Genomic DNA, 22,842 nt, shown 5'->3' on the forward strand with positions numbered 1-22,842 from the left:
GTATTGATCACGAGCGTTGTTAACGGGGGCCGGTCTTGATCGTGGCGAAGGCCCCCGTGTGTGGTGGAGGTGTCGAATCTTCACCGCACGGAGGCCTTCGTGTTCCACCGTAATGCCCGGCTGACCGTTCACGGCAGGCGGCTGCTGGTCGAACGTGTCCGCACCGGTCGCCCTGTCGCCCATGTTGCCGCCGAGATGGGCATCTCCCGCGTCACCGCGCACAAGTGGATGCGCCGCTGGCGGGCTGAAGGCGAGCAAGGACTGCACGATCGGTCCAGCCGTCCGCGCACGACACCGCACCGCACGGCAGGGGCGATCGAAGCCCGCGTGTGCCGTCTTCGGCAGGACCGCAAGCTCGGCCCGGCCCGCATCGGTCCGATCCTGGGCCTGCCCGCCTCGACCGTCCACCGCGTCCTGGTCCGCCACGGCCTGAACCGCCTGGCCTTCCTGGACCGGCCCACCGGCCAGATCATCCGCCGCTACGAGCACGCCCGCCCCGGCGAGCTGATCCACGTCGACGTCAAGAAACTCGGCCGCATCCCCGACGGCGGCGGCCACAAAGTCCTCGGCCGACAAGCCGGCCGCGCCACCCGCACCAGCATGGGCTTCGACCACGTCCACTCCGCCGTCGACGACCACTCCCGCCTCGCCTACAGCGAGATCCATCCGGACGAGAAGGCCGCCACCTGCGCAGACTTCCTCCGCCGGGCCGCAGCCTTCTTCACCACCTGCGGCATCGACCGCATCGAACGGGTCCTGACCGACAACGCCTGGCCCTACCGCAAAAGCTTCGCCTGGCAGCAGGCCCTGGCCGACCTCGGCGCGACCGGCAAGCTCACCCGCGCCTACCGGCCGCAGACCAACGGCAAGGTCGAACGCTTCAACCGCACCCTGCTCGACGAATGGGCCTACCTGCGGCCCTACACCAGCAACACCGAGCGGACTGCAGCTCTGACAGACTTCCTGCACACCTACAACCACCACCGCTGCCACACCGCACTCGGAGGCAAGCCACCCATCACCCGCGTGAACAACCCTGCGGGTCAATACAGGTAGGGCTCCAGTTCGTCGGGGGTGACGAACACCGGGCCGAGCGTGGTGGCGCTGTCCTTGCCCTTGGCGGGGCCGAGGCGGACTTGCATCTCCGTCGGTCGGCATGGTGAGGACGGTGCCGCCGCGCAGCACGACGCGATGCCGAGGCAAGATGATGACTCCTTCGTCATCCGAGCCACAGAGGCAGTGCCTCCCACGGACTCTCACCTCACCGGAGGAGGAGACCGGGGATCATCAGCCGAATCGGTTGTGAACCGGCCATGACCGAGGTGTTGACGGCCCGGCCCCCTCTGACATAAACGGAAGCACCGGCAGTGCGGGCGCAGGATCACCTTCCCGGCATCGAGGGCGATCAGCGCCCGGAGCCCGTCCCACTTCGGCTCCGCCGCCCAGCCCGGGCGAGCGGCTGTCGCCAGGGGGACACGCCCGCTGGGGATGACGATGGCGGTCAGTATGCGGCAGCGTCCTGCGGCCCGGCCGCCCGGGTGCAGGTGAGGCGGTAGAGACTCGGTGCCGGTCCCGATGATGTGCCCGCCGAACGTGAAACGGGATGCCTCCTAAATAATATTGCAGTAATATTTTTTTATGACGCAGCATGCTGACGCTGACACAAGACGCGGCCAGGTCGCCTCCGCGCTGATGAGTGTGGTCGCCGAACGGGGACTGGCGCGGACCACCCTCGCTGACGTGGCACGGACGGCGGGTGTGTCCGTGGGGCTCGTCCAGCGCTATTTCCGTTCGAAGGACGAGCTGCTGAGGTTCGGCATCGAGTATGTCTACAGGCGCGCCGAGGAGCGCATCGCCGCCATTCCGGTCGAGCCGCCGGTCCGGGAGTTCGTCGTGCGGCTGATGGAGACGTTCCTGCCGCTGACGGTCGAGCGGCGCGCCGAGCTGCGAGTCTGGCTCAGCTTCGTGCAGGCGTCGCTTACCGACGCCGACATGGCGGCGATTCACCGGGACGCTACCGTGCGGCTCCTGCGGGGCGTCGAGGAGGCATTGTGCGGCGCGCAGCGGGCCGGCGAACTCGCCGCGGGTGTCGACACCGAGGCGGAGGCGGCGGCGCTGGTCGCGTTCGTGGACGGGCTGTGCCTGCACCACGCGGCGACCGGGAACGGGTTCGACGCGTCCCGCATCAGCGCCGCGTTGGACGCCTACGTTGACCGGCTGTTCGACTGATGAGCGCGACGCTGGCGCTGGCGCTGGCCGGGCTTGGGCTGCTGGACAGCACAAGCTTCGGCACCCTGCTGATCCCGATCTGGCTGTTGCTCACCCCGGGGCGGGTGCGCGCCGGCCGGATCGCCGTCTACCTGGCTACGGTCGCGACGTTCTACTTCTGCGTCGGCGTTCTCTTGGTGCTGGGGGCCGATGCGGTGCTGGAGGCCGTCCGGGCGGCCTTCGCCGACGTTGCCCAGACGAACCTGCGGATCGGGCAGCTCGTCCTCGGTTTGATCGTCATCGCCTTGAGCTACCGGCTGGAGGCCCGCGCCCGCCGCCGGGCGGGCAGACCGGGCCGACTGCAGCGTTGGCGGGCTGCGGCGATGTCGGGTGCCGTGCCGGACGGCGAAGGTCTGGACGGCCGGGACAAGCGGGGTGGAGGCGTGCGCGGCCTGATGAGCCTCGCGTTGGTGGCCACGGCGCTGGAGATCATCACCATGGTGCCCTACCTGGCGGCCGTCGGCTTAGTCGCGAATGCCGATCTGACCTGGCAGGTCATCGGCGGGGCGCTGGCCGGCTATTGCGTCGTGATGATCCTCCCGGCGGTCCTCCTCGGCGTCGTCCGGATCGCCGCGCACGACCGCGCCGAGCCAGTCCTGCAGCGGATCAACGACTGGTTCACCCGCAACAGCGCCAAGGCGCTCGGCTGGACTGTCGGGGGGATCGGCATCGGAATGGTCCTCAACGCCGTGACCGCCCTTCTCGCTCAACCCGTCTGAACTCGCGTCAGACGCCAGAATCTCCAGCAACTGCAACTTTCGAAACACGCCCTACAGCAGGACCATCAGCTCGGTCATCTGCTCTGGCCCCTCGCTCTACCAGAACGAGGGGCCGCCGCCTTGAACCCCAGCACGCCCGGCTTGCGGGAAAGGGGGAAGCGCAGTCCCCTTGAGGCTGACGGAGCCGGCGCCCGCCGGGGCCGCACGTACGCGTCAGGCTGGGGAGGGACCAGCCGCAGTCGTTGCGGTTGATTTTCAGGGAGCGGGTCTGGTCGTTGAGGTTGTAGCCGCGCAGGTCGTGAATGGATCCGCCGCTGCGGGTGATGCACGTATGCCGGCCGCTGTGGTTGCGCTTCTCGTACACGCGGGCTGTGCGGTCGGAGTTGTTGCGGATGGAGCTGCCGCGGTCACGGATTGCGGAGGGGAGGTCCCTCACGCTGCCGTCCACGGCACGCCGCACCCACGGCTGACCGCCGAAGTCGATCTCCGGGTAGATGCACACGTGGCCGGACGGGCAGTCGATCGCTGGCTTCACAAGGAACGCAAGCCCGAGCAGGTGCGGGTGCAGTTGCCGGCGCGCCGCCGCGCCGAGAGTCTTGGGCCTTTCACACCGGGGGGCGACCGGATTATGCACGGACCGCATGGTCCCAGGCCGGCTCGCCGAAACGGGGTCGCGATCGACGACAGCAGCCGCTACGAACCGTGACCACGTGCCCCTGCGGCGGTCATGCAGTCAGACGAGCCGGATGCCGTAGGGGTCGTGGCGGCCCCCCACCGGTCCTTGCGGCCGGGGTCCCGGACTTTTCGCGCCGCGGACCGTCCAGCCCTCCCCGTTGTGGAACCGTTGGTTGATCTTGTTGCCGTAGGCGTTGACCGCCTGGATCGGATGCCACCTCCGCGCGGAAGATGGCATCCGACCGGCTGGGCGCTGGAACCAGCTACGTGCTCTGGGTCAGCAGACCGGCGTCGATGACCTCGGCGATAAGGGTCGCTCCGCGGCTGTTCTGGTGGATGTGGTCGGTCGTGAGCACGAGACCTCGCCGCCGTGAGATCGTGTCGAGGCTGCGGCGCAGCACTGCGTGCTGGACGAGGACGCTGACGCTCGCTGCGGGCGTCACCTCCCGGTAGGGGATCGGCGGCGGGCCAGCTTGGCGTAGTTCCTCGGTCTGGCGTTCGTGGAGCGGAAGGTAGGCCACCTCGTTGGTGGCGGCGACCTCGGCGATCATCCGGCTGTACGCCTGCGATGCCTGTGCCGCTGCTCCGTCGAGTTGTTGGCCGAGTACCGGTAGCGACAGCAGACCGATCGTCGCGTCGGTCTCCGCTCGCAGCCGTGCGACGACGGTTCCCAGGCACTGTTGGAACCAGCCGGCTGACGGGCGATCGGGGAGCTGTTTGCGCTTCATGGCCTGCTCGACGGGGTAGCCGGCGAGGCTCGCTCGGGCGTCGTTGGTTCCGATCAAGACGGTGATCACATCGGGCGGGTTCGTGACGACGGCATCAAGGCGCTGCAAGAGGTTGTAGGCGAAGTCACCGTTGGCGCCGAGGCGGGCAAGCTGCACGTCACCGGGAGGGTGGCGTCGTCCAAGAAGGCCCAGGTAGTCGACGCTGAACTGCGCGCGGGTGAGGCTGTCGCCGAGGCACGCGATGCGTATCGTCACGGCGCTTCCTCCGGGCCGGGCGTGCCGACGCGTTCGGTCGGGCTGGTGTCGGTCCGAGGACGGTGGTCGGTGCCGAGGCTCGCGGTGATGGCCAGGATGGACGTAGGCCCCTCCATGTCGACCACGTGCCATACCCCGGCCGGGTTGATGGTGGCCTCGCCCGGCCCGAGCAGAACGCGGTCGGGCACCCCGTCCACGTCGCGGGTGACCGTCACGGACCCGCTGAGGCAAACGACCAGTTCGTCGCCTGCGGGGTGACTCTCCCAATGGTCGCCGAGGCCGTCGCCGTCGAAGATCATCACCATCCGGCCCTCGGCGCCGTCTGCCGCGACCGCGGCGCTGTAGGCCTGGAGCACCTCCGGGTCCCAGGCGAAGCCCTCGACGGGTTTCGCTCTCGATCCCAGTCCGAGGTGCACGGGGGTGGTCCGCAGGTCCATGGCGTTGCGTTCGTGGTTGACGAGTCTCATGCCGGCGATCGTCCACGACAGCGATCGGGCGGTCTTGAAGAAAAGGGAAGAGAAGCCGACGCGACGGGCAGACAATTGGCGGCTACCTGGCTCCGAGGAGGACTTCGCTGCGACGCCAGGCCGTCGGTGATCGGTTCGTGAACTCGCGCCAGTCCCGAACGAGATGGGCCTGGTCGGCGTAGCCGGAGACGGTTGCCACATCGGCCCACGGGAGCGGGTCTTGCGCCGCGGCCAGTTCGTGCGCGTGCTCGAAGCGCAAGACTCGGGCGAAGGTCTTCGGCGACAGGCCCACCTCACCGCGAAACCGCTCGGTGAGGTACCGACGGCTCCAGCCGAGTTCCGCGGCGACCGCACCAACCTGGACGCAACCCCGCGCGGCGACGAGGCGGCGCCACGCCTCGGCTACCTCGGGGCGCTCCCGGGGCACGCGGTCGCCGCCGCGGCCGACAGCTCGGAGGAGCAATTCGTCCAGCGCGGTGAACCGCGCGGTCCATGTTGTCGCCGCTCGGAGCCGGTCGACCAGCTCGACGGCTAGCGCTCCGAGAAGCTCGTCGAGTGGGACCAGTCGGTGGGCGAGCTCGGCGGCAGGCATGCCGTAGATGGCCCGGGCCCCGCGCGGTGTCAGCGATACCTGCACGCCTTGCTGGCGTCCGTCGTGGTGGATCGCGACGGACCGGCACATCAGACCGCCGGCCACGCTGCTGAATCGGGTGACCGGTGACCCGTCGTCAACGCCCGCCGCCATCTCTAAAGGATCTGACAGGCTGATCACCGCAGTGAGCGCGCGGCTCGGCGGGCCGCAGTGCACCCCTGCCGGGAACCCGCGGAGGTCGAAACCGACGTACGAGTCGACGTACTGCCGCAAGGAGGGCGCCGGACGTGCAGCGATCCCGGTGGCCGTGTGGTCCTCCATTTTCGTCAGTGTACGAGCCGCCCAGCCCAGCAAGATCACCGTCCAAGGGCTGATCACCGCCGTTTGCCGCTGGTGACACGGTTCTTACCGGCACCCCGCTGCCTGGAGCTTCGCGTGCTTGTTCACTCATCGCGGATCGATCTGTCCAGCTCAGCCCTTCGCTTCCTGTCCGGCCTGCTGCGGGCCCGCCGCCCTCAGCGCGGCACCCGGTGGCGCCGGCTGCCTGCCGGCCGGCAGGCCCTGCTGGTCCTCGCCCATCTGCGGTGCGGTCACACCAACGCCCAGTTGGCGACTGGTTGCGGCGTCGGGACCACCACGGTCTACCGGTACGTGGCCGAGGCTGTCGCGGTCCTGGCCGCGCGGGCCGCCCACCTGACCACCGTCCTCGGCACGGCGACGCAGAAGGCGTACCTGATCCTCGATGGGACACTGCTCCCCATCGGCCGCATCGCCGCCGACCGGCCCTATTACTCCGGCAAGCGCAAAAGGCACGGGATGAACGTCCAGGTGCTCGCCGACCCGCTCGGGAACTTGCTGTGGGCCTCGGCCGCACTGCCCGGCGCGGTGCACGAGCTGCGCGCCGCCCGCACCCACGGCATCATCGACGCCCCTGTCGAGGCCGACATCCGCTGCTGGGCCGACAGGGGCTACCAGGGCGCCGGCGGCACCATGCGGGTTCCTTACCGCGGCCGCTGGGACAAGCTGTCCGCGGGCCGGCAGGCCGGCAACTCCCCATGCCAAGATCCGTGCGCTCGGTGAACAGGCCATGGCCACGCTGAAGACCTTGCGGCTCTTGCGCAAGCTGCGGTGCAGCACCACCCGCATCACCGGCCTCGTCCAAGCGGTCCTCACCCTTCACCTCAACGCCTCAAGCTGAGGTTGGGCAAGACTCAGTATCCGGCGGCAGCCGCGGAGCGGTTCAACCGCCTCGGGGCACCTGCCGTTTGACGGACCCTGGTGTCGGGACCGGTCCCCAGAGGGGCGTGGTACAAGTGGCGGCTGTGACAGCCAATCGCGAGCAGGAGCCCAGCGAATCGTGCGGGATCTGTCTACAGCCAATACCACCTGTTCAGATGGAGCCGAAGCACGAGACCTTGAACGAGCGGTGGAAGGATTCGTCGCCTCCCGACAACCCGCTCGAAAACCACGCCCGCAATGTACTGAGTGCAATGGAGGCATGGCAGTGCGACCGCTGCCGACGCTGGATCTGCAACGATTGCATCTTGCCCCACGTGATCAGGTCCCGTGCCCGCCGAATGCGCCATCGAGGCTGCGGGGGTGTGTTCAAAGCGCCGGACGCGCCGTCTTGGATCGGCGTCATCGGCCAGCGGCCCGTACCCGCTGGATCGTGGAGAGCAAGGTTCGGCATCCGAACGGACTTGAACTCGGGTGTACTGGGCGGCTCAGGCTATGAACCGTTCCTAGGCGGAGAGCTACTCCCAGCCGGAGAGCTGCGTTTCAGGGAACTCGCGCTGATAGCCGAGGGGATCCGTCAGTCTGTCGGGGTGACGTTGAGTGACGACCAGATGGCCATTGGGATGGCCATGTGCGATCAACTTGAGGGTCGGCGCCTACGCAAGGCCAAGCGGACCATCGAGACCCTCAGCGTCCCTTGCACGGATCGGGACCGCTCTCTCGCCGCCGCACTGCCGGCTTTCCTCTACGCCCGTGGCCTGTACGCCCGTGATATCAGTGTTCATGTCATGGCCCCCACTGAGTCTCGCGCTCGGGAGGATGCTCAGCTCTATAGCAAGATCGACGGAGAACTTGGCATGCATGGAGTTGGGCTGATCCATGCCGGCCAGCCCCGGGCCAAGAGGGAGGCCGCCTATGCGCGCGGCATCACAGTCGGTGATCACGGGGAATTCGAGAGGGATGTGGTCAGCCGGGGTGTGGCCGTTGTCCGTGTTGCCCGATACGGAACCTACATCGATCGCCGCCATCCCCGAGTGGCACACCTACCCGACTCCGGATACGGACTTGCATAGAAGATCCGCCATGCTGAAGTCGATGGTCACGGCGCGCTGGTGCGCTTCGCTGATCGTGTTCTCGTGCTGATCGCATGCGGCTGTCGGCCCGTTACGCGAACACGCCGCTGCGGGCGCTGCTCGGGCTGGCCAATACCGAGGCCACCCACTGTCAGACGATCTTGAATGCAGGCAACCGCACGCGACCAGCACAAGTACGAGATCACCGACTACACCAACGCCGATGACCTGCGGGTTCGAAGTTGAAAAGGGCCCAGTGAAAAGATTTCATCCTGTACTTCGCAGATCACGGGGCTGGTGTGCGCCTGCGGTGATGTACTTGCGCCGGTCAGGGATGTGACCTTCTTCGGGAGATCGTCTGTCACCGGTGGATTTCGGTTGAAACCCGATGAGGTAGTCAGTCAGCCGCGAGCGGAGGCGCGAGAGTTCACCGGCAGGCGGTGCCGCTATGGCGGCGCCGGTCACACGGCAGGAGGGTGCTGCTGCTGGACACGCCGATGGGCGAGAACGTCTCTTTGTACGACCTCCTCGCGAACAGCACAGCGGTGCCCGAGGAGGTGATCGGCTTCGTCCCCGCCGATGCGCGGCTGGCGGCATTGCTGCGTGCGCTCCACCCGACCGAGCGGGAGGTGGTTCAAGCGTGGCGGATCCCGACAACGGCACGTGGGCTGAGGCCGCGCTGCACGCGGGTGCCGCTGACCTCGAGGTCGTCGGAGCGAGTACGGCGCAAGGTGAAGCGCCTGATCTCCGAAGCGCAACGGCACCTGGCAGCGGATCTTCACAGCCCTGCAGGTCCGGGCCGATGCCAAGGACCTGATCACCTGGGAGATCAACGTTGACTCCACCATCGTCCGTGCCCACCAGCATGCCGCCGGGGCAGGAAAAAAGGGGGACCTGCAGAAGGAGCCGCCCGGCGGCGTCTCCACCGAGCCGGGCGACCACGGCCTTGGGCGCTCGCGCGGTGGCCTGACCACCAAGCTGCACCTGGCCGTCGAGCAGGGCCGGAAGCCCAGTCCATCATGATCACTGCCGGGCAGCGGGGCGACTCCCCGCAGTTCGAGGTCGTCCTGGGGGCGCATCAGAGTGCCCCGACCGGGGTCGGGCAGGCCGCGCAACCGGCCCACGCGGTTGCGCCGACAAGGCCTACGCCTCCCGTGAGAACCGCGCCTACCTGCGCAGACGCGGGATCCGCTGCACCGTCCCGGACAAGGCCGATCACATCTGCAACCGCAAGATATTCGGCTCCTGCGGCGGCCGTCCGCCGAAGTTCGACCGGGAGGACTACAAAGCTCGGCACGCGGTTGAGTGCGGCATCAATCGACTCAAAGGCACCGAGCTGTGGGAACAAGGTACGACAAGCTCGCGGTCCGCTACGAGGCGACCGTCCTCGTAGCGGCGATCAACGAGTGGCTGTGAACGGGGATAGAGGCGTCTCTGGCTCAGGCCCGCGCGCCGCCGTCGACCCGGAGGACCGTGCCGGTCACGTAGGAGGAGCGGTCGCTCAGCAGCCAGGCGGCGGCCTGCGCGATCTCCTGCTGGTCGGCCGCGCGGCCCAGCGGGGTGTGCGCCGTGAGCCGCTCTCGGAGACCGGGTGATCCCTTTTCCCAGGTGCTTATCATCTCGGTCGCCGTGTTGCCAGGGGCGATGGCGTTGACGCGGATGCCTTCCGGGCCGTAGGTGACGGCGGCCGACTCGGTGAGGCTGTTGACCGCCCGTTTCATCGCGCCGTAAACGGGCAGCTCGGGATTGCCCATCAGGCTGCCGACAGATGAGTTGTTGACGATTGCGCCGGTCCCGGCGGTGGTTCGGATGGCGGCGATCTCGGCGACCATGGCCAGCCAGACGCCCTTGAGGTTCACGTCGTAGAGGCGGTCGAAGTCGGCCTCCGGCAGCTGGTGCATCGGGCCGGGCTGCTGGATCGTCGCGCCGTTGTTGAAGGCGATGTCGAGTCGGCCGTAGACGTTCACGGCGCGGTCCACGGCGGCGCGCACGCCGGCCGCGTCGGCCAGGTCGCACACCACGTACTCCGCGGTGCCGCCTGCCGCCCGGATCTGCGCGGTCACCGCCTGCAGCTGGTCCTCCGTCCGGGCCGCGAGAAGTACTCGGGCGCCCTCGCGGGCGAAGAGCCGAGCCGCGGCGGCTCCGATACCGCGCCCGGCACCGGTGATGAAGGCGACCTTGTCGGCCAGCATGCCCAGGGCGGCAGGCGTGGTGGGTGTGCCGGTGGCAGGTGTGTTGTCCATGGCGCCAAGCCTGCGCCCGTCCGCGAAGCGCAACCAGGCACCGGCGGTACCTGGATCCGCGGCCCGGCGCCCCCGCACACTGGAGAGGTGGACCGACGACAACTGGCCGACTTCCTGCGCAGCCGACGCGAGCGGATCACCCCTGCCGAGGTGGGGCTGCCCGCCGGACCGCGCCGCCGCACCCCGGGCCTGCGCCGTGAGGAGGTGGCGCAGCTGGCGCACATCTCGACCGAGTACTACACACGGCTGGAGCAGGCCCGGGCGCCGCACCCGTCGCACGAGGTGCTGGCCGGACTGGCTCGGGCCCTGCGCCTGACGGACGCCGAACGCGACCATCTCCATCACCTGGCCGGCACACCGCCGCTCCCGTCGGCCGGGCCCTCGCGCCAGGTACGGCAGAGCATCCTCGACCTGCTGCACCGACTGCCGCAGGCCGCGGCGACCGTAACGTCCGCGACCTTCGAGGTGCTGGCCTGGAACGATCTGGCGGCAGCCCTGATGGAGGACTTCTCCGCCCTGCCGCGACGCGACCGCAACCTCGTGCGCCGTGTCTTTCTTGGCCCGCACACGCAGGGGCAGCGGCTGTACGGAGTGTCGGACGCGGACGCCTTCGCCCGCATCTCGACGCAGCGGCTGCGCGCCGCCGCCGCCCGCTACCCCGACGATCCGGAGGTCGCCGAGCTGGTAGCCGAACTCCTCGACAAAAGCGAAGAGTTCACCCGCTTGTGGCAATCCCACGACGTGTCCGCCGAGCTCACCCTGTGCAAGACCTTCCAGCACCCGCTGGTCGGCCCCGTCACCGTCAACTGCGACGTCCTCGACATCACCGACCGCGACCAGCAGGTCGTGATCTACACCGCGGTCCCAGGCTCGCCCTCCGAAGAGGCGCTACGGCTGCTGTCGGTCATCGGCACACAGCGCATGGACGTCACGCGCTGAGCCACACCGGCCGCACTTCACGTCCCCTGATGTGGACCGACGCCGGTCAGCACCGCCCGCGCGCTTCTGAGCCCTGCCCTGCACGGCGCGGCCCCTGAGCAACCACTTTCGACACACGCCCTAACGAGCTCGTGCATGTTGGAAGGGGGACGTCGAGCTCCTGATCGTCGATCATCAGCGACCGAAGGATCACAGGTCTGTCAGCCGATGTGATTGCTGGACTCGTGGCGGAGTTGGGCCCGTTGTGGCATGAACGGCATCAGGCCAGCCTTGCGTCCAGGCAGCGGAGGCGGGGCGGTGGGCGCCGGTGCGAAAGCACCGGTTGGTCTTCGTCGACCGGCTCCTGGCCACCGTCGTGCACGTCCGGCACGGGCCCACGCACGACGTGCTGGCCTGCTTGTTCGGCGTGGACCGCTCCACCATCACCCGAGCCATCGGCGAGGTGCGGCCCCTGCTCGCCGAGCGAGGGTGCACTGTCAGCCCCGGCGTGCGGTTGCGGACCCTGGCCGAGGTCGTCGACCACCTCGGCGCCGGCGACATGACCGGGATCGTCGACGGCACCGAGATCCGGGTCCGGCGGCCGGCCGCCGGGCGCAAGGACCGGGACACGTTCATCTCCGGCAAGAGCAAGCAGAACGCCGTCAAATCCATGGCGCGCACGGACGGCGACGGCCGCGTGCTGTTCTGCAGCCCGACCGAGCCGGGAAGCTGCGCGGACATCACCCACGCTCGTCAGTTAGGCCTGGTCGAGCTCCTGGCCGACGGCCCCGCCGTGGAGATTCTCGCCGATGCCGGCTACCAGGGCCTGGGTGCTCAGAGCGGCGGACGTGTGGTGACACCGCCGCATCGCAAGTTCAAGAAGAACGCTCCGGACTGGTACGACGAAATGCATGAGCGGCAACGCAAGGCACATTCCTCGCGACGCATCCGGGTCGAGCACGGCATCGCCCACTTGAAGAACTGGCGGGCGCTGGCCCGCCATCTCGGCCGCCGCGAGCACATGAGCGACATCGCCCAAGCCGTTGCCGGTCTGCTGTCCCATCAGCAGATCGCGGACCTGACGCCGGCGCGGCAGATGTGAACACCGAGCCCCGCCGCCATTTTCGACGTCTCCCTGGCAACCATGCACAACCTCGCCATGACAGCGTGGAACAGCAGGCCAGCCATCACCCCAGACATGCCGCCACCAAGCCTTCTGCAACACCCTTCAGCTGGCGATCACTGGTCAGCGATGTCACGGTGCTGGCTGATCTCGCTGTCCAGTTCGACGGCGAGGCGCCGGATGTCGTCGCCCGACAGAGCAGCAACGTAGTCCATCCATCCATTGCCCCTGCCAGTACCGGCGGACCTCGGGGCCTTTGGGGCGGGCTCGCGCCGAGTCCGCTCCTCCGCCTCGAACTCCAGCAACATCTCGACCGCGAGCGGCGCGATGTCGGGCCGACGCAGGAGGTTGCTGGCATACGGCACGAGCTCGGGCCTCTTGGCGAGGAACCGCTCGACGGCGATCTGACGCTCCTCGGGAATCTCCGGGAACTGCCACCGCGACGGTCCCAGATCGGGACGCCCCACGGGACCAAATCAAGACGCCTGATCTTCACAAACCACCCTAGAACTGGGGCCAGTTGGAGCCGGCTTGGTGGGGCCGCTGAGCGCCGCCCTAGCCACACCACAGCAGTCACACGCCAGCAGATCGGGGAACTGCCCCTCGGAGAGATGCCGCGATGTCACTCGGATGAGGCAACGTCAAGTGTCTGGAGAACCATCCCCCTTCGACCTGCGGCCCATCCGGAGGGCAGGGTAGGGCTGTCCGCGGGTGCGGTGAGCATCGGTTCGGGCAAGGGCCACGTCATGCGGTGATGTCTTCCACGGCGGCGCCGTGCATGTTCCCACTGTTCGGCAGCTGTACCCCAGCCTTCGTCAGCGCCCAGGCGTGGCCCGCGACGGCCCCGGACGGCAGCTGAGACCGGCCGCGTGAAGGTGAGGTCGGTCGAGGCCCGGACCGCAGGTGGTTCGAGCTTCCGGGGGCTCGTGTCACCATGCGTGGATGACCGGCGCCTCGGGCTCGTGCTGCTGCCAGGCCTGATTGAGGCGCGTGAGGCGGTCCGCGGCGGCGATGCCGTGCAGGGAGGCGACCTTGCCGTCGCTGATGTCGAACGCCACGGTGCCCACGACCCGGTCCTCGATCACGGCGAGGACGGCCGGTGAGCCGTTGACCAGCGCGATGTGCATCGCGGGGGAGCCGCCGGCCAGCCGCCGCTTCGCCGGCGTGGGCTTGAAGCCGGCCCGCACGAAGGAGGCGACACGCTCGCGCGTCTTGTACCGCAGCAGCCGCCTGGCCAGTCCGGCGCCGTCCGAGACCGCCGTCACGTCGTCGGTGAGCAGCGCCACCAGCCGTTCGGTGCGTCCCGACGCGGCGGCGGCGAGGAACTCCTCGACGATCCGGCGCGCGGACGCGGGGTCCACCTCGTCGCCGCCGCGGCGCTCGGCGGTGACCCGGCGTCGGGCCCGGTGGACATGCTGCTGGCTCGCGGACTCGGTGATGTCGAGGATCCCGGCGATCTCGGCGTGGGGGTACGAGAAGGCCTCACGCAGGACGTAAGCGGCCCGCTCGACCGGTGAGAGGCGCTCCATGAGGGCCAGCACGGCCAAGGACACCGATTCGCGCTGCTCGAAGGTATCGGCAGGGCCGAGCATCGGGTCGCCCTCGAGGAGCGGCTCGGGCAGCCAGTCTCCGGCAGCGCGCTCATGGCGCGTCTGCGCCGAGCGGAGCCGGTCCAGGCAGAGATTGGTGACGACCTTGGTCAGCCACGCCTCCGGCACCTCGATACGTTCCCGGTCCGCGGCCTGCCAGCGCAGGAAGGCATCCTGCACGGCGTCCTCGGCGTCGGCCGCCGAGCCGAGCAGACGGTACGCGAGCGAGGCCAGCCGGCCACGGCTGGCCTCGAACCGATCGATGGCTGCGCTGTCCATGCGCAAGAGCCTATGCGGCGGCCCTCACACCGGACCGGTCGGGCGCGGTGACCAGGCGGCGCCTGCGCTTCGGCATGCCGAACGTCGGATGGGCGATGCTCCACCCCGCCCCCCTGAGCACGCCCGACTTGAGCCGCGCGGCCATCCGGCCGCCCAGGTACCAGGACTTCGACCGGACCTCCCCGTCCACCATCTGGAAGATCGCGTCCCGCTTCCCGAGGCTGATGTGGTTGCCGTAGTACTTCAGCCCGGTGGTGGGGACCTCGCTGCCCGTCAGGCGCGCGATGATCGCGGCGGTCGCCTGCATGTTGGTGTAGCCGGCTGAGCCGCAGGACATCGGCAGCGGCCGGCCGTTGTCGCCGATCGCGTAGGCGCAGTCACCGGCGGCGTAGACGTCCGGGTGCGAGACCGAGCGCATGGTGCGGTCGACGACGATCTGGCCGGTCTCGGCGACCTCCAGGCCGGCGGCGGCAGCGATGGGGTGCACGGCGAACCCGGCCGCCCACACGGTCACGTCGGCCGGGACGGACATATCGTCGGCGGCGATCGCCCGTGCCGGCTCCACGGCTTCGATACTGGTGTGCTCGTGGACGGTGATGCCGAGCCGGTCGAAGGCCCGGCGCAGGTGCCGACGAGCCCTCGGGGAGAGCCACGCGCCCAGCTCGCCCCGGGCGGCGAGTGCGACCGAGAGGTCGGACCGGGACTCGGCGAACTCCGTGGCGGTCTCGATGCCGGTCAGCCCCTCACCGACGACCAGCACGGTGCCGCCCTCGCCCAGGCCGGCCAGGCGCTCGCGCAGACGCAGCGCCGAGGACCGGCCGGTCACATCGAAGGCGTACTCGGCCACGCCGGGGATCCCATGGTGGGCGACGGAGCTGCCGAGAGTGTAGAGAAGCGTGTCGTACGCGAGCTCGCCGTCGCCGTCCTCGCCCGTCACAGCGACGGTCCTGTGCTCGGGGTCGACGCCGGTCACGCGCGCCAGGCGCAGCCGCACACCGGTGCCCGCGAACACGTCGGCGAGCTTGCGGACCGCAAGGTCCTGGCCGATCGCGAGCTGGTGGAGCCGCATCCGCTCGACGAAGTCGGGCACGGCGTTGACGACGGTGATCTCTACGTCGGCGGGCGAAAGCCGGCGGGCCAGGTTTCCGGCGGCGAAGGCCCCGGCGTATCCGGCGCCGAGGACGACGATGCGGTGCTTCATGGCGATGCTCCTGTCTCGTTCGCGTGCCCCCTGAACGAGGCAGCGCCCCGATTGCTGACAGGAGCCGGATGTGACGCGGGTCACTGAACTGGGGCGAGCGGCTGAGCCTCGACAGGCGCCGGAGGCCGGCACTCGCCAGCAGCGACCGGAGAGGAAGTTCAGGGACATGACGAAGGCCCGGACGCCCGGTCCCTCTCTCTATACCTGCGGCGACCGCTGGTGGCCCGTCCCCAAGTCGTGAGACGCCCGCACCCGGCAGCACCAACCACCGCCGACCCGCGTGGTGCTCATAGGATGCCTGGATGCCGAAGCCGTTACGGATGAGTCGCCGCACGCGGGTCGCCCCGTGGGCGGTCCTGTGCGCGGCCGCTATAGCCGCCACCCGCCGCCTTCCCGGCGCCTGACCCGCAGCCCGAGAAGCCCGTCAGCGCCGAGTGCGCCGAGTACATCGCGGACATCGAGACGCAACTGGCCAAAGCCAAGCAGGAAGGCAATGACGACGGCATGTTGTCCTTCACGCGAACCCCGGTCGGCGCGCACGACTGCAGCGACGAAATCCTCGACCACTTCAGCGCCGACCGGTGAGCCGCAAAGGACTCACCGCGACAGCGCGTGCTGATCTGCGCCGGTGCCGTGACGGGCACCGCCCTGAGCGCCGGGCCGGAACCGGAGCCGCAACCCACACACAAACCGCTGAAGAGGGCGCAGCAGGACGCTGGCGTTCCGGTCAGCAGATGGATAGGCCCGGGCCTTCCCGCGATCGGTCTCACGCTTGGACAGGAGGTGACCGAGGCGCAGCTGCGCTCCCTGTTCGCCAAAGGCCGGCACCTTGGCTTGGCGTCTCTCGTTCACGAATTAACGGCGAACGGGGGAGCCCCGCCTGCTGTGACTCGGGTCGTCCCGTCGGTTGTGAGCCCGCGGCCGCACCTGTCCGCACTGCCGCTCCGCACTCGGGGGACACCGCGCCCTGAAGGAAGTGGCGGCACGGCCCTATGTGAAGGCGCTCAAGCGCAGCGCCCCGGATCCTGTGGGGCTGCGCGCCCGTGCCGCCGCACGGGCGTCAGATGGCCCGTGTCACTGCGGTGTGCAGTTCGCGTACGCCACTGGTGCGCGGGTGCTGTTCGGCGAAGTTCGTTGACGATGTGGGGGATCGCGGGCCGGTCGCGGACTTCGCCGGGGCTGGCGTGGTAGGCGTCCAGGAGTGCGCGGCCGGTCTGTTCGGGCCGCTGCCAGGCCCACCAGGCGCGGGCCATGTCGGTGCCGAGGCGGGCTTTGCGCTCGGCGGTCGGGAACCGGTCGGTCCATGCGCCTCGGCCTGGTGGAGGGCGAGCTCCGCCTCGTCGAACCCGAACCGGCCCGGAGCTTCGCCGACTGGATCGGCCTCGAGTGCCGCCAGCGCCACCTCCAGGGCAGCGTTCGCTTCCCGGTCACGGCCCTGCTGGGCGAGGGTGGACAACAAAGCCCAGGCGTGCAACTGCGCCCGGACCAGCCGCTGGGGGCCGCGGCCGCACCGCGTTCGGCGTAGGAGAACGCTGCGGACAGGTTGCCAGTACTGCGAACCACCATGCTCTGCGCCCCGTACGCCCACGCGGCCAGAACCGTATCGCCGCACCGGTTCGCGTATGCCACAGCGGTGCCGAGATGAGTGCGCGCGCCAGCCGGAGTCAGCAGCGCCGCGACGAGCGGCAGGCCGCGCGCCGCCGGGGTGTCCGTGTGAGTCCGTGTCTCGCCGATCACCGGATCAGCGGACCATGGCCAGGTGAGAGAACGGCGAAAGCGGCGTCCCCGGGCCGGACCCACAGCGGCATCCGGGAGAGGAGCTCACCTGAACTTCCGCCATGCCTGCCGTCGGCGTATCCGGCCGCGGCCATCAACAGGAACTGCTGCCACAGGACGACGAGCTGCTGCCACAGGACGAGGAGCTGCCGCAGGACGACGAGCTGCAGGAGGACGAGCTGCTGCAGGAAGAGCCGGCCGACGAGCCGTCGCACGAGGAATCCGTGGCGTACCAGGACGACCAGCTGGACGAACTGTCACCGCCACCTGTCGCTGATGCCGTGCCCGCACCGCTGCTCGCCGCCCATGCCCCATGGCCATGCCCGCTCGCCCGACCGCTCGCGGACGCCTGCCAGCCCAGATCCTCCCAGGCACGCCGCCATGCGCGGCGCATGAGCCAGGCACACAGCGCAGCCATCCCCAGGACGGCGGCGCCCACCAGAATGAACGCAGTCACCATGACTTTCCCCCCTCCCACCGGGGCGTGCGCACCGGCTGCCCGGACGATGCCCCCTGCCCCGGCACATTCAATCCCTCCTTGAGCAAGCCCAGAGGTTTCCTCATCCGGAACGGCCCTCCGCGTCACCGCGGGTGTAAGAGGGCATCTCTTGTGGGGAGTTCGGCCAGGGACGCCTTTGTGAACTCTGGTGGGACTGGCGGTTGTTGCGAAACGTGTTGCTCGTCGTCTCTACAACCATGCACGAGGTCGTTGACGCGGCGCCGCCCTCGCCAAGCGGATCTCCCTCAGACGCCGAAGTACAGGGTGCGTTGAAGGAGGCTCAGGGTGGGCTCGACCCAGGCGAGAGCGTCAAGGCCGGAGGCGAGGTTGCCCGGCGGCTGGTTGATCAGGGTGTCGCGGCGGATCAGCCGGGCGAAGTCGACGGTGACCGGATCCGCCCGCAGGCTGCCATCGGGGTGGCGGAACTCCACTCCGGCCCGCCGCATGACAGTGATCAGTTCCTGGGCGAGGATGCCGTATCCGACGGTGGTGGGATGGATGCCATCGACAGCCAGGCCCTGGCCCCAGCAGCACGGAGACCGCCGCCCTCTGCACGGCGGCGTGTGCGAACTGATAAAAAGCGCCCTGGGCCGGTACGGATGCAGACCACCCCAACGCAGAGCTCTCCGGCCGCGCAAAGAGGGTCACAAAGGCCACGGGCCGACATCGCCCTCCACACCATGTCCCTGATCCCGGCCAGTCCTCCACCGCCGCACCGCGCGGCCACGGTGTGCCCATGGTCAGGCGTGACCGATGCAACGGCCAATTTCCGGCATCAACGAGCAAAGCCTGAGAACAGCTCAGATACCGCTTACACCCACGGTACTTACGCTGTCCCGGCATCCCTCGCACCACCCCTCACGCCCCTGTGAACATGCCCGAATCGAGGTGTTGGGTGAACAGATCCCTCAGAGTGGTTCTCACTCTGGGTACGACAGGAGCGGCACTGCTGGCCGCGCCGACGACGGCGGCCCAGGCCGCCGGGACCGCCATGTCAGCTCGGCCGACCGCCGCACAGATAGCCATGATGAGCCCCGCGGCGCAGAACCGCCTGCTCGATCCGCTGCGAGCGATCGCCGGCGCGGTCGACACGGCAGGCGAGAAGAGCGACCCCGGCAGCTACGCAGGCGTGCGCATCGACGCGCCCGCCGGCTTGGTGCACCTCTACACCACGGTCCCGGCGGACGCGCCGGGGCTGCTCCAGGCCGCCCGCCGGACCGACCCCGGTCTCGACACCTCGCGCGTCGAGGTCGACAAGGCCGCCTTCACACTGCGGGCGTTGCACGCGGCACGCTCCTCCCTCCTCGCCGAAGCCGACGCGCACGAGTTGCCGTACGAGGTGTACTCCGTCGCCGTGGCCCCGGACGGCTCGGCGCTCGACGTCGCCGTCGACAAGCCGGTGACCGCCCGGGCCGACCTGCCCGCGGCCGGGGCGACCGACGGACGGCAGGCGAACACCTTCGACGGCGTCACCGTGGTCTTCCAGCAGGGCAGCCCCATCACGCCGGCCAGCTGGGCGGACGTCAAATGGCACGACTCCTCGCCGTTCATCGGCGGTGATGTGCTGACGGACGGCTCCTCCTACTGCTCCGCGGGCCTGCCCGCGGTCCGCACGAGCGACGGCCACCCGATCATGGTGACCGCGAACCACTGCTTCCCCACCGGCGACCGCGTCTACACCGGAGCGGGAACCACCCCGACCACCGGCAACTTCTACAACGACCTCAACGGCCAGGAGGGCAACTACGTCGGTACGGTGACCGGCACCAGCGGGAGCTGGGACGCGGAGGAACTGGACGGCGCCAACAACAACAGCGACGAGAGCGACTCGACCACGTGGGAGCCGGTGACGAGCGACGCGTACTCGTACACGGGCGACTACGTCTGCCAGGACGGCGCCGCCTCCTTCTTCATGGGGTACGGCACGGTCTGCGCCATCGAGGTCACCAACCAGGACATCACCTACTCGCTCACCGACTGGTCCGGGACGCACAACGTGCGCGGAGTCGAGGGGACCAGGCTGCCCGGCGAGCAGTGGGCGGTGGGCCACGGTGACAGCGGAGCGATGGTGTTCGCCGTGTCCGGGTCCACCCGCCAGGCACGCGGAGTCGTCTCGGCCTTGACCGACCCCTACCAGACGGAAGGCGGAAGCTACATCTACTGGACCGAGGCGCCCGACATTCTCGGCCACTTCGGACTGAAGCTCAACCCGACGACGTAACGACCGCACAGCCGCCCCAGCGGCAAACCGCGCCGTCCCGTACGACCGCGCAAGGCCCCACGCGGCCACGCGGGCCACCACGGGACGGCGTGGAGCCGCCGCACAGCGCCGTCCTTACCAGGAGGAGCCAGACATGACCGGCGCACGTCCCTCTGCCATGAACCACTGGGTTCGCCCCGTTGCCGCCGCCGTAGCGTCAGCCGCCTCCTGCCTCCTGCTCACCGCCTGCGGGAGCGCGGCGTCCCACTCCTCGGGCGATCTCCAGGAGTCCGGCGAAGCCATCACGCGCCCGGTCACGGTCGGCGCCGACGGCCGTACGCTCACCACGGCCGGTACCGCGGGAGGGTGCCAGACCCTGCGCCTCACTGCCGACGAAACCGGCAGCGCCGTCACCCTGACCCTGCGCCTGACCACGCGGGAGAGCAACGCGAAGCACCCCTGCCCGGCCGACGTGAGGTTCGGACCGGTCAGCGTCAAGCTGCACACGCCACTGCACGGACGCCCCGTCTCCGACGGCACGACCGGCAAAAAGCTGCACGTCGGCAGGGCCTGACGCCAGCGCTCTGGCCATCCGGCCTGGAGCGCCGAGCGCGTCACCGGACCGCTGCTGCCGCGCGAAGAGGCGCTGACGGATCTGGGATAACGGCGGCATTCCAATGGTATGACCGACCGCCTGTTGTATGTGCGTTGCGTCGATGGGCGTAGGACGCACATCCTTCATGTCGTCATCGCGGAGAGCTGGCTGGCTCTGTCCGCGAGAACGGGCAGCGGATGTGCACCGGTTTGGGAGGCAGCCGCCGCCCGAGAGGGAATCGAAATGGTCACGGGTTTCCCTCAGGCGGGTGGAAGTGGCCCTGCGTCGGTGACCGTGCCGGTTCACCAGTCAGGTTGATCGGGTGCGTGCCACAGGACGTCGAGCCGGCGGTGGGCGAGTTCCTCCGCCTTCTGAACCAGGTCGCTTGCGCGATGTCCGGCTCGGCCGAGGGCCGAGGGCCGAGGACCGGCGAGTGCGCCGTCGGCAATGCCGGCCGACCCGGTGAAGTGAACGGCGTACCTCCATCTGTCCGGGTCCGGTACAGGACGAGGCTGGTCGATCTCCCGGGGGCACGCCAGTACGGCCGCCGTTTGCTCGCCATGTCGGCACGGCACTGCGGACTCACCCGCCCATGCGGCGCGTCCGGCTTCACCGGGGACGTACGCGCCCCCGACCGTCCAGATAAACGGATGGTCGGGGGCGAGCGTGACGCGGCAGGATGCTCGGCATGACATTACCCACCCCCGAGCTGCACACCGCCCGCCTGCGACTGCGGCCGTTCACCGAGGCCGACGCGGCGCCGCTCTACGCGCTGCACAGCAGCACCCACGTGCTGCGTTACTGGGACTCCCCGCCGTGGACCGAACCGGCCCGCGCCCAGCGCTTCATCGCGAGCTGCCGGACGATCGAGGAGCAAGGCACGGGAGCGCGGGTGGCCGTCGACCGCGTCTCCGACGGCGCGTTCATCGGCTGGTGCGGCCTGACCAGCTGGAACCCGGACTTCCGAAGCGCGTCCCTGGGCTACGTCTTCGACGCCGCTGCGTGGGGCCACGGCTACGCCACGGAGACCGCGCACGCCGTACTGCAGTGGGCGTTCGACACCCTGGACCTGAACCGCGTCCAGGCCGAGACCGACACCCGAAATGTGGCGTCCGCCCGGGTCCTGGAGAAGCTCGGCTTCGTCCGCGAAGGCACCCTCCGCGAGGACTGCGTCGTCAACGGCGACGTCTCCGACTCCTGGGTCTTCGGCCTCCTCCGCCGCGAGTGGCACACGACGGGCACGCCGACGGCCGGCCGCTAGGGCCGAGACGTGCCCGCTTTTTGAGTCCACAACCTCCACCGAGGTCACCGTGGGCCGCTCCGGCGAGCTCAACGTCTTGGCTTGCCCCACTGATCCCGACCATCCGCACCGCTGGAGCATCCAGCAGCTCGTAGGGTCCGCACGGAGCGGCAGCATTCTCTCTGAGTCCCGCAGCACTATCTGGGAGAGTCATGACAAGTAGGTTCACCGAGTTGACCGTTGACTGCCACGATCCGGAGAGACTCGCGGCCTTCTGGTGCGACGTCCTGGACTTCAAGGTGATCGACCGGAGCGAGGGTAAGGTCGAGATCGGCTCCTGGGTGCCGACTGTTGAGGATGTTCGGGCCCGCCAGATGTCGCCCACCCTGCTGTTCATCCAGGTGCCCGAGGGCAAGACCGTGAAGAACCGGCTTCACCTCGACGTCAGCCCGATCGACGGCAGCACCGAGGACGAGGTAACCAGATTGCTCAACCTCGGCGCCACCAAGACGGACGTGGGCCAAGGCGCAGATCGAAACTGGGTGGTCATGGCAGACCCGGAGGGCAACGAGTTCTGCGTCCTTCGCACCCTGGCACCGCAGAATTAGGCCGCGAGCGGCCATCCCCTCGTCACTCCGTAACCGTCATGTTGCCGACAAGACCTCAGTTACCCTCCGCGACCGCTCCCCAGATCTGTGCCAGATCCCTTTCTGAGGTTCTGGCACAGTTTCCGTGCGGCGGCCAATCTGTGTAGTTGCTGCGGCTACATCGGTCGTGATTCCCCGGAGGTCGTGGCCACGGGTCTCCTACGGTGCCGAGATGCTGACTGTACGAGCTATGACGGAACGTGGCCTCCTTCGACCTTTCAAAGTGCCGACGGTGCTGCTGAACATCGGCCTCAACCGTCAGTCCATCGAGGTAGGCCGAACCTGGTAGCGGTCGACGCTTATGGACGAGTGGTGGGTTGGGCGTGCTTCGGACGCTTTCGCGGCAATGGAGCGAGTACGGCCATGGGTGAGTTCTACGCCCTGTACGTTCAGCCCTCACTCATTGGGTCGGGAATCGGTCGCACGCTCCTCGAAGCCGTGCACGCTCACGCGGATGGTTTCAGCCTGATGTTGTTGTGGGTCCTCACCGACAACACTCGGGCACGTCACTTCTACGAG

General features: G+C 68.9%; 22 protein-coding genes and 4 pseudogenes. 14 read left to right on the forward strand and 12 right to left on the reverse strand.

Annotated features, from left to right (window positions below):
* Nucleotides 1–99: 99 nt before the first annotated feature.
* Nucleotides 100–1,056: an IS481 family transposase gene (locus tag GTY47_RS21960; RefSeq protein ID WP_029181699.1), complete on the forward strand. Its 957-nt coding sequence runs from the start codon at nucleotides 100–102 to the stop codon at nucleotides 1,054–1,056.
* Here the strand turns inward: GTY47_RS21960 and GTY47_RS21965 are convergent.
* A pseudogene (locus GTY47_RS21965) lies at nucleotides 1,053–1,145 on the reverse strand (hydroxylase); the annotation flags it as partial. The gene GTY47_RS21960 and the pseudogene GTY47_RS21965 overlap by 4 nt on opposite strands.
* Nucleotides 1,146–1,638: 493 nt before the next feature.
* On the opposite strand from GTY47_RS21965, the gene GTY47_RS21970 reads away from it, so the two are divergent.
* Both GTY47_RS21970 and GTY47_RS21975 read left to right on the forward strand, forming a co-directional pair.
* Nucleotides 1,639–2,229: a TetR/AcrR family transcriptional regulator gene (locus tag GTY47_RS21970; protein ID WP_010047363.1), complete on the forward strand. Its 591-nt coding sequence runs from the start codon at nucleotides 1,639–1,641 to the stop codon at nucleotides 2,227–2,229.
* Nucleotides 2,229–2,987 (forward strand): GAP family protein, encoded by a 759-nt coding sequence (locus GTY47_RS21975; RefSeq protein ID WP_010047365.1) that lies wholly within the window; start codon nucleotides 2,229–2,231, stop codon nucleotides 2,985–2,987. Before GTY47_RS21970 ends, GTY47_RS21975 begins: the two co-directional genes overlap by 1 nt.
* Before the next feature lie 7 nt (nucleotides 2,988–2,994).
* Here GTY47_RS21975 and GTY47_RS41105 read toward each other — a convergent pair whose 3' ends face one another.
* The 4 genes from GTY47_RS41105 to GTY47_RS21995 all read right to left on the reverse strand — a co-directional run bounded on the left by GTY47_RS41105 (nucleotide 2,995) and on the right by GTY47_RS21995 (nucleotide 6,025).
* Nucleotides 2,995–3,630, reverse strand: coding sequence for a peptidase inhibitor family I36 protein (locus tag GTY47_RS41105; protein WP_231911208.1), 636 nt, complete (start codon nucleotides 3,628–3,630; stop codon nucleotides 2,995–2,997).
* Between the two features lie 295 nt (nucleotides 3,631–3,925).
* Nucleotides 3,926–4,645: a GDSL-type esterase/lipase family protein gene (locus GTY47_RS21985; RefSeq protein WP_010047367.1), complete on the reverse strand. Its 720-nt coding sequence runs from the start codon at nucleotides 4,643–4,645 to the stop codon at nucleotides 3,926–3,928.
* Nucleotides 4,642–5,112: a cupin domain-containing protein gene (locus GTY47_RS21990; protein WP_010047369.1), complete on the reverse strand. Its 471-nt coding sequence runs from the start codon at nucleotides 5,110–5,112 to the stop codon at nucleotides 4,642–4,644. The genes GTY47_RS21985 and GTY47_RS21990 overlap by 4 nt, the downstream gene beginning before the upstream one ends.
* Nucleotides 5,113–5,194: 82 nt before the next feature.
* A complete protein-coding gene (locus tag GTY47_RS21995; protein ID WP_010047372.1) occupies nucleotides 5,195–6,025 on the reverse strand; it encodes a helix-turn-helix domain-containing protein in 831 nt (276 codons plus the stop codon).
* Between the two features lie 114 nt (nucleotides 6,026–6,139).
* Here GTY47_RS21995 and GTY47_RS22000 point away from each other — a divergent pair.
* The 4 genes and pseudogenes from GTY47_RS22000 to GTY47_RS41895 all read left to right on the forward strand — a co-directional run.
* Nucleotides 6,140–6,902, forward strand: a pseudogene (locus GTY47_RS22000) (transposase family protein).
* Between the two features lie 403 nt (nucleotides 6,903–7,305).
* Nucleotides 7,306–8,013 (forward strand): hypothetical protein, encoded by a 708-nt coding sequence (locus GTY47_RS22005; protein ID WP_158688469.1) that lies wholly within the window; start codon nucleotides 7,306–7,308, stop codon nucleotides 8,011–8,013.
* Between the two features lie 476 nt (nucleotides 8,014–8,489).
* A complete protein-coding gene (locus tag GTY47_RS22010) occupies nucleotides 8,490–8,852 on the forward strand; it encodes a hypothetical protein (protein ID WP_158688470.1) in 363 nt (120 codons plus the stop codon).
* Nucleotides 8,848–9,429, forward strand: a pseudogene (locus GTY47_RS41895) (IS5 family transposase); the annotation flags it as partial. The gene GTY47_RS22010 and the pseudogene GTY47_RS41895, both read left to right, overlap by 5 nt.
* A gap of 23 nt (nucleotides 9,430–9,452) precedes the next feature.
* Here GTY47_RS41895 and GTY47_RS22020 read toward each other — a convergent pair.
* Nucleotides 9,453–10,256 carry a glucose 1-dehydrogenase gene (locus GTY47_RS22020; protein WP_010047380.1) on the reverse strand — a complete coding sequence of 268 codons (804 nt, stop codon included), beginning with the start codon at nucleotides 10,254–10,256 and terminating at the stop codon, nucleotides 9,453–9,455.
* Between the two features lie 87 nt (nucleotides 10,257–10,343).
* On the opposite strand from GTY47_RS22020, the gene GTY47_RS22025 reads away from it, so the two are divergent.
* Together GTY47_RS22025 and GTY47_RS22030 are read left to right on the forward strand one after the other, a co-directional pair.
* A complete protein-coding gene (locus GTY47_RS22025; protein WP_010047381.1) occupies nucleotides 10,344–11,195 on the forward strand; it encodes a helix-turn-helix transcriptional regulator in 852 nt (283 codons plus the stop codon).
* 322 nt (nucleotides 11,196–11,517) lie between these two features.
* On the forward strand, nucleotides 11,518–12,276 hold the full coding sequence (locus GTY47_RS22030; protein ID WP_010047382.1) for a transposase family protein: 759 nt from the start codon (nucleotides 11,518–11,520) through the stop codon (nucleotides 12,274–12,276).
* Nucleotides 12,277–12,413: 137 nt separating this feature from the next.
* Here GTY47_RS22030 and GTY47_RS22035 read toward each other — a convergent pair whose 3' ends face one another.
* From GTY47_RS22035 to GTY47_RS41115, 4 genes and pseudogenes are all read right to left on the reverse strand, one after another.
* Nucleotides 12,414–12,764 carry a hypothetical protein gene (locus tag GTY47_RS22035; protein WP_010047383.1) on the reverse strand — a complete coding sequence of 117 codons (351 nt, stop codon included), beginning with the start codon at nucleotides 12,762–12,764 and terminating at the stop codon, nucleotides 12,414–12,416.
* A 462-nt stretch (nucleotides 12,765–13,226) separates the two neighbouring features.
* On the reverse strand, nucleotides 13,227–14,165 hold the full coding sequence (sigJ, locus tag GTY47_RS22040) for an RNA polymerase sigma factor SigJ (RefSeq protein ID WP_010047384.1): 939 nt from the start codon (nucleotides 14,163–14,165) through the stop codon (nucleotides 13,227–13,229).
* A 10-nt stretch (nucleotides 14,166–14,175) separates the two neighbouring features.
* Entirely contained in the window at nucleotides 14,176–15,366 is a 1,191-nt protein-coding gene (locus GTY47_RS22045) for an FAD-dependent oxidoreductase (RefSeq protein ID WP_010047385.1), read from the reverse strand.
* A gap of 1,060 nt (nucleotides 15,367–16,426) precedes the next feature.
* Nucleotides 16,427–16,664: pseudogene (locus tag GTY47_RS41115) on the reverse strand (transcriptional regulator); the annotation flags it as partial.
* Nucleotides 16,665–16,669: 5 nt separating this feature from the next.
* Here GTY47_RS41115 and GTY47_RS22050 point away from each other — a divergent pair.
* Nucleotides 16,670–16,891 (forward strand): hypothetical protein, encoded by a 222-nt coding sequence (locus tag GTY47_RS22050; protein WP_010047388.1) that lies wholly within the window; start codon nucleotides 16,670–16,672, stop codon nucleotides 16,889–16,891.
* Between the two features lie 208 nt (nucleotides 16,892–17,099).
* Here the strand turns inward: GTY47_RS22050 and GTY47_RS40345 are convergent, their stop codons facing one another.
* Both GTY47_RS40345 and GTY47_RS22060 read right to left on the reverse strand, forming a co-directional pair.
* Complete coding sequence (locus tag GTY47_RS40345) at nucleotides 17,100–17,357, reverse strand: hypothetical protein (protein ID WP_010047391.1); 258 nt, start codon at nucleotides 17,355–17,357, stop codon at nucleotides 17,100–17,102.
* A gap of 529 nt (nucleotides 17,358–17,886) precedes the next feature.
* On the reverse strand, nucleotides 17,887–18,087 hold the full coding sequence (locus GTY47_RS22060) for a hypothetical protein (protein WP_010047394.1): 201 nt from the start codon (nucleotides 18,085–18,087) through the stop codon (nucleotides 17,887–17,889).
* A gap of 467 nt (nucleotides 18,088–18,554) precedes the next feature.
* On the opposite strand from GTY47_RS22060, the gene GTY47_RS22065 reads away from it, so the two are divergent.
* The 4 genes from GTY47_RS22065 to GTY47_RS22080 all read left to right on the forward strand — a co-directional run bounded on the left by GTY47_RS22065 (nucleotide 18,555) and on the right by GTY47_RS22080 (nucleotide 22,284).
* Entirely contained in the window at nucleotides 18,555–19,862 is a 1,308-nt protein-coding gene (locus GTY47_RS22065; RefSeq protein ID WP_040904277.1) for a hypothetical protein, read from the forward strand.
* 133 nt (nucleotides 19,863–19,995) lie between these two features.
* Nucleotides 19,996–20,415, forward strand: coding sequence for a hypothetical protein (locus GTY47_RS22070; protein WP_010047396.1), 420 nt, complete (start codon nucleotides 19,996–19,998; stop codon nucleotides 20,413–20,415).
* A gap of 709 nt (nucleotides 20,416–21,124) precedes the next feature.
* Nucleotides 21,125–21,697 (forward strand): GNAT family protein, encoded by a 573-nt coding sequence (locus tag GTY47_RS22075; protein ID WP_010047404.1) that lies wholly within the window; start codon nucleotides 21,125–21,127, stop codon nucleotides 21,695–21,697.
* 191 nt (nucleotides 21,698–21,888) lie between these two features.
* Complete coding sequence (locus GTY47_RS22080) at nucleotides 21,889–22,284, forward strand: VOC family protein (RefSeq protein ID WP_010047405.1); 396 nt, start codon at nucleotides 21,889–21,891, stop codon at nucleotides 22,282–22,284.
* Nucleotides 22,285–22,842: the final 558 nt, after the last annotated feature.

It is taken from the genome of Streptomyces sp. SID5464 (assembly GCF_009862985.1).
Taxonomy (GTDB): Bacteria; Actinomycetota; Actinomycetes; order Streptomycetales; family Streptomycetaceae; genus Streptomyces; species Streptomyces chartreusis_D.

Excerpts from the sequence above, each read along its gene's own strand:
- GTY47_RS22020 (WP_010047380.1), bottom strand. The coding sequence starts at position 10,256 with ATGGACAACACACCTGCCACCGGCACACCCACCACGCCTGCCGCCCTG.
- GTY47_RS22060 (WP_010047394.1), bottom strand. The coding sequence starts at position 18,087 with ATGCGGCGGGCCGGAGTGGAGTTCCGCCACCCCGATGGCAGCCTGCGG.
- GTY47_RS22050 (WP_010047388.1), top strand. The coding sequence starts at position 16,670 with ATGCGCCTCGGCCTGGTGGAGGGCGAGCTCCGCCTCGTCGAACCCGAA.
- GTY47_RS21970 (WP_010047363.1), top strand. The coding sequence starts at position 1,639 with ATGACGCAGCATGCTGACGCTGACACAAGACGCGGCCAGGTCGCCTCC.
- GTY47_RS21975 (WP_010047365.1), top strand. The coding sequence starts at position 2,229 with ATGAGCGCGACGCTGGCGCTGGCGCTGGCCGGGCTTGGGCTGCTGGAC.
- GTY47_RS22070 (WP_010047396.1), top strand. The coding sequence starts at position 19,996 with ATGACCGGCGCACGTCCCTCTGCCATGAACCACTGGGTTCGCCCCGTT.
- GTY47_RS21990 (WP_010047369.1), bottom strand. The coding sequence starts at position 5,112 with ATGAGACTCGTCAACCACGAACGCAACGCCATGGACCTGCGGACCACC.
- GTY47_RS41105 (WP_231911208.1), bottom strand. The coding sequence starts at position 3,630 with ATGCGGTCCGTGCATAATCCGGTCGCCCCCCGGTGTGAAAGGCCCAAG.
- sigJ (WP_010047384.1), bottom strand. The coding sequence starts at position 14,165 with ATGGACAGCGCAGCCATCGATCGGTTCGAGGCCAGCCGTGGCCGGCTG.
- GTY47_RS21995 (WP_010047372.1), bottom strand. The coding sequence starts at position 6,025 with ATGGAGGACCACACGGCCACCGGGATCGCTGCACGTCCGGCGCCCTCC.
- GTY47_RS22045 (WP_010047385.1), bottom strand. The coding sequence starts at position 15,366 with ATGAAGCACCGCATCGTCGTCCTCGGCGCCGGATACGCCGGGGCCTTC.
- GTY47_RS22080 (WP_010047405.1), top strand. The coding sequence starts at position 21,889 with ATGACAAGTAGGTTCACCGAGTTGACCGTTGACTGCCACGATCCGGAG.
- GTY47_RS22075 (WP_010047404.1), top strand. The coding sequence starts at position 21,125 with ATGACATTACCCACCCCCGAGCTGCACACCGCCCGCCTGCGACTGCGG.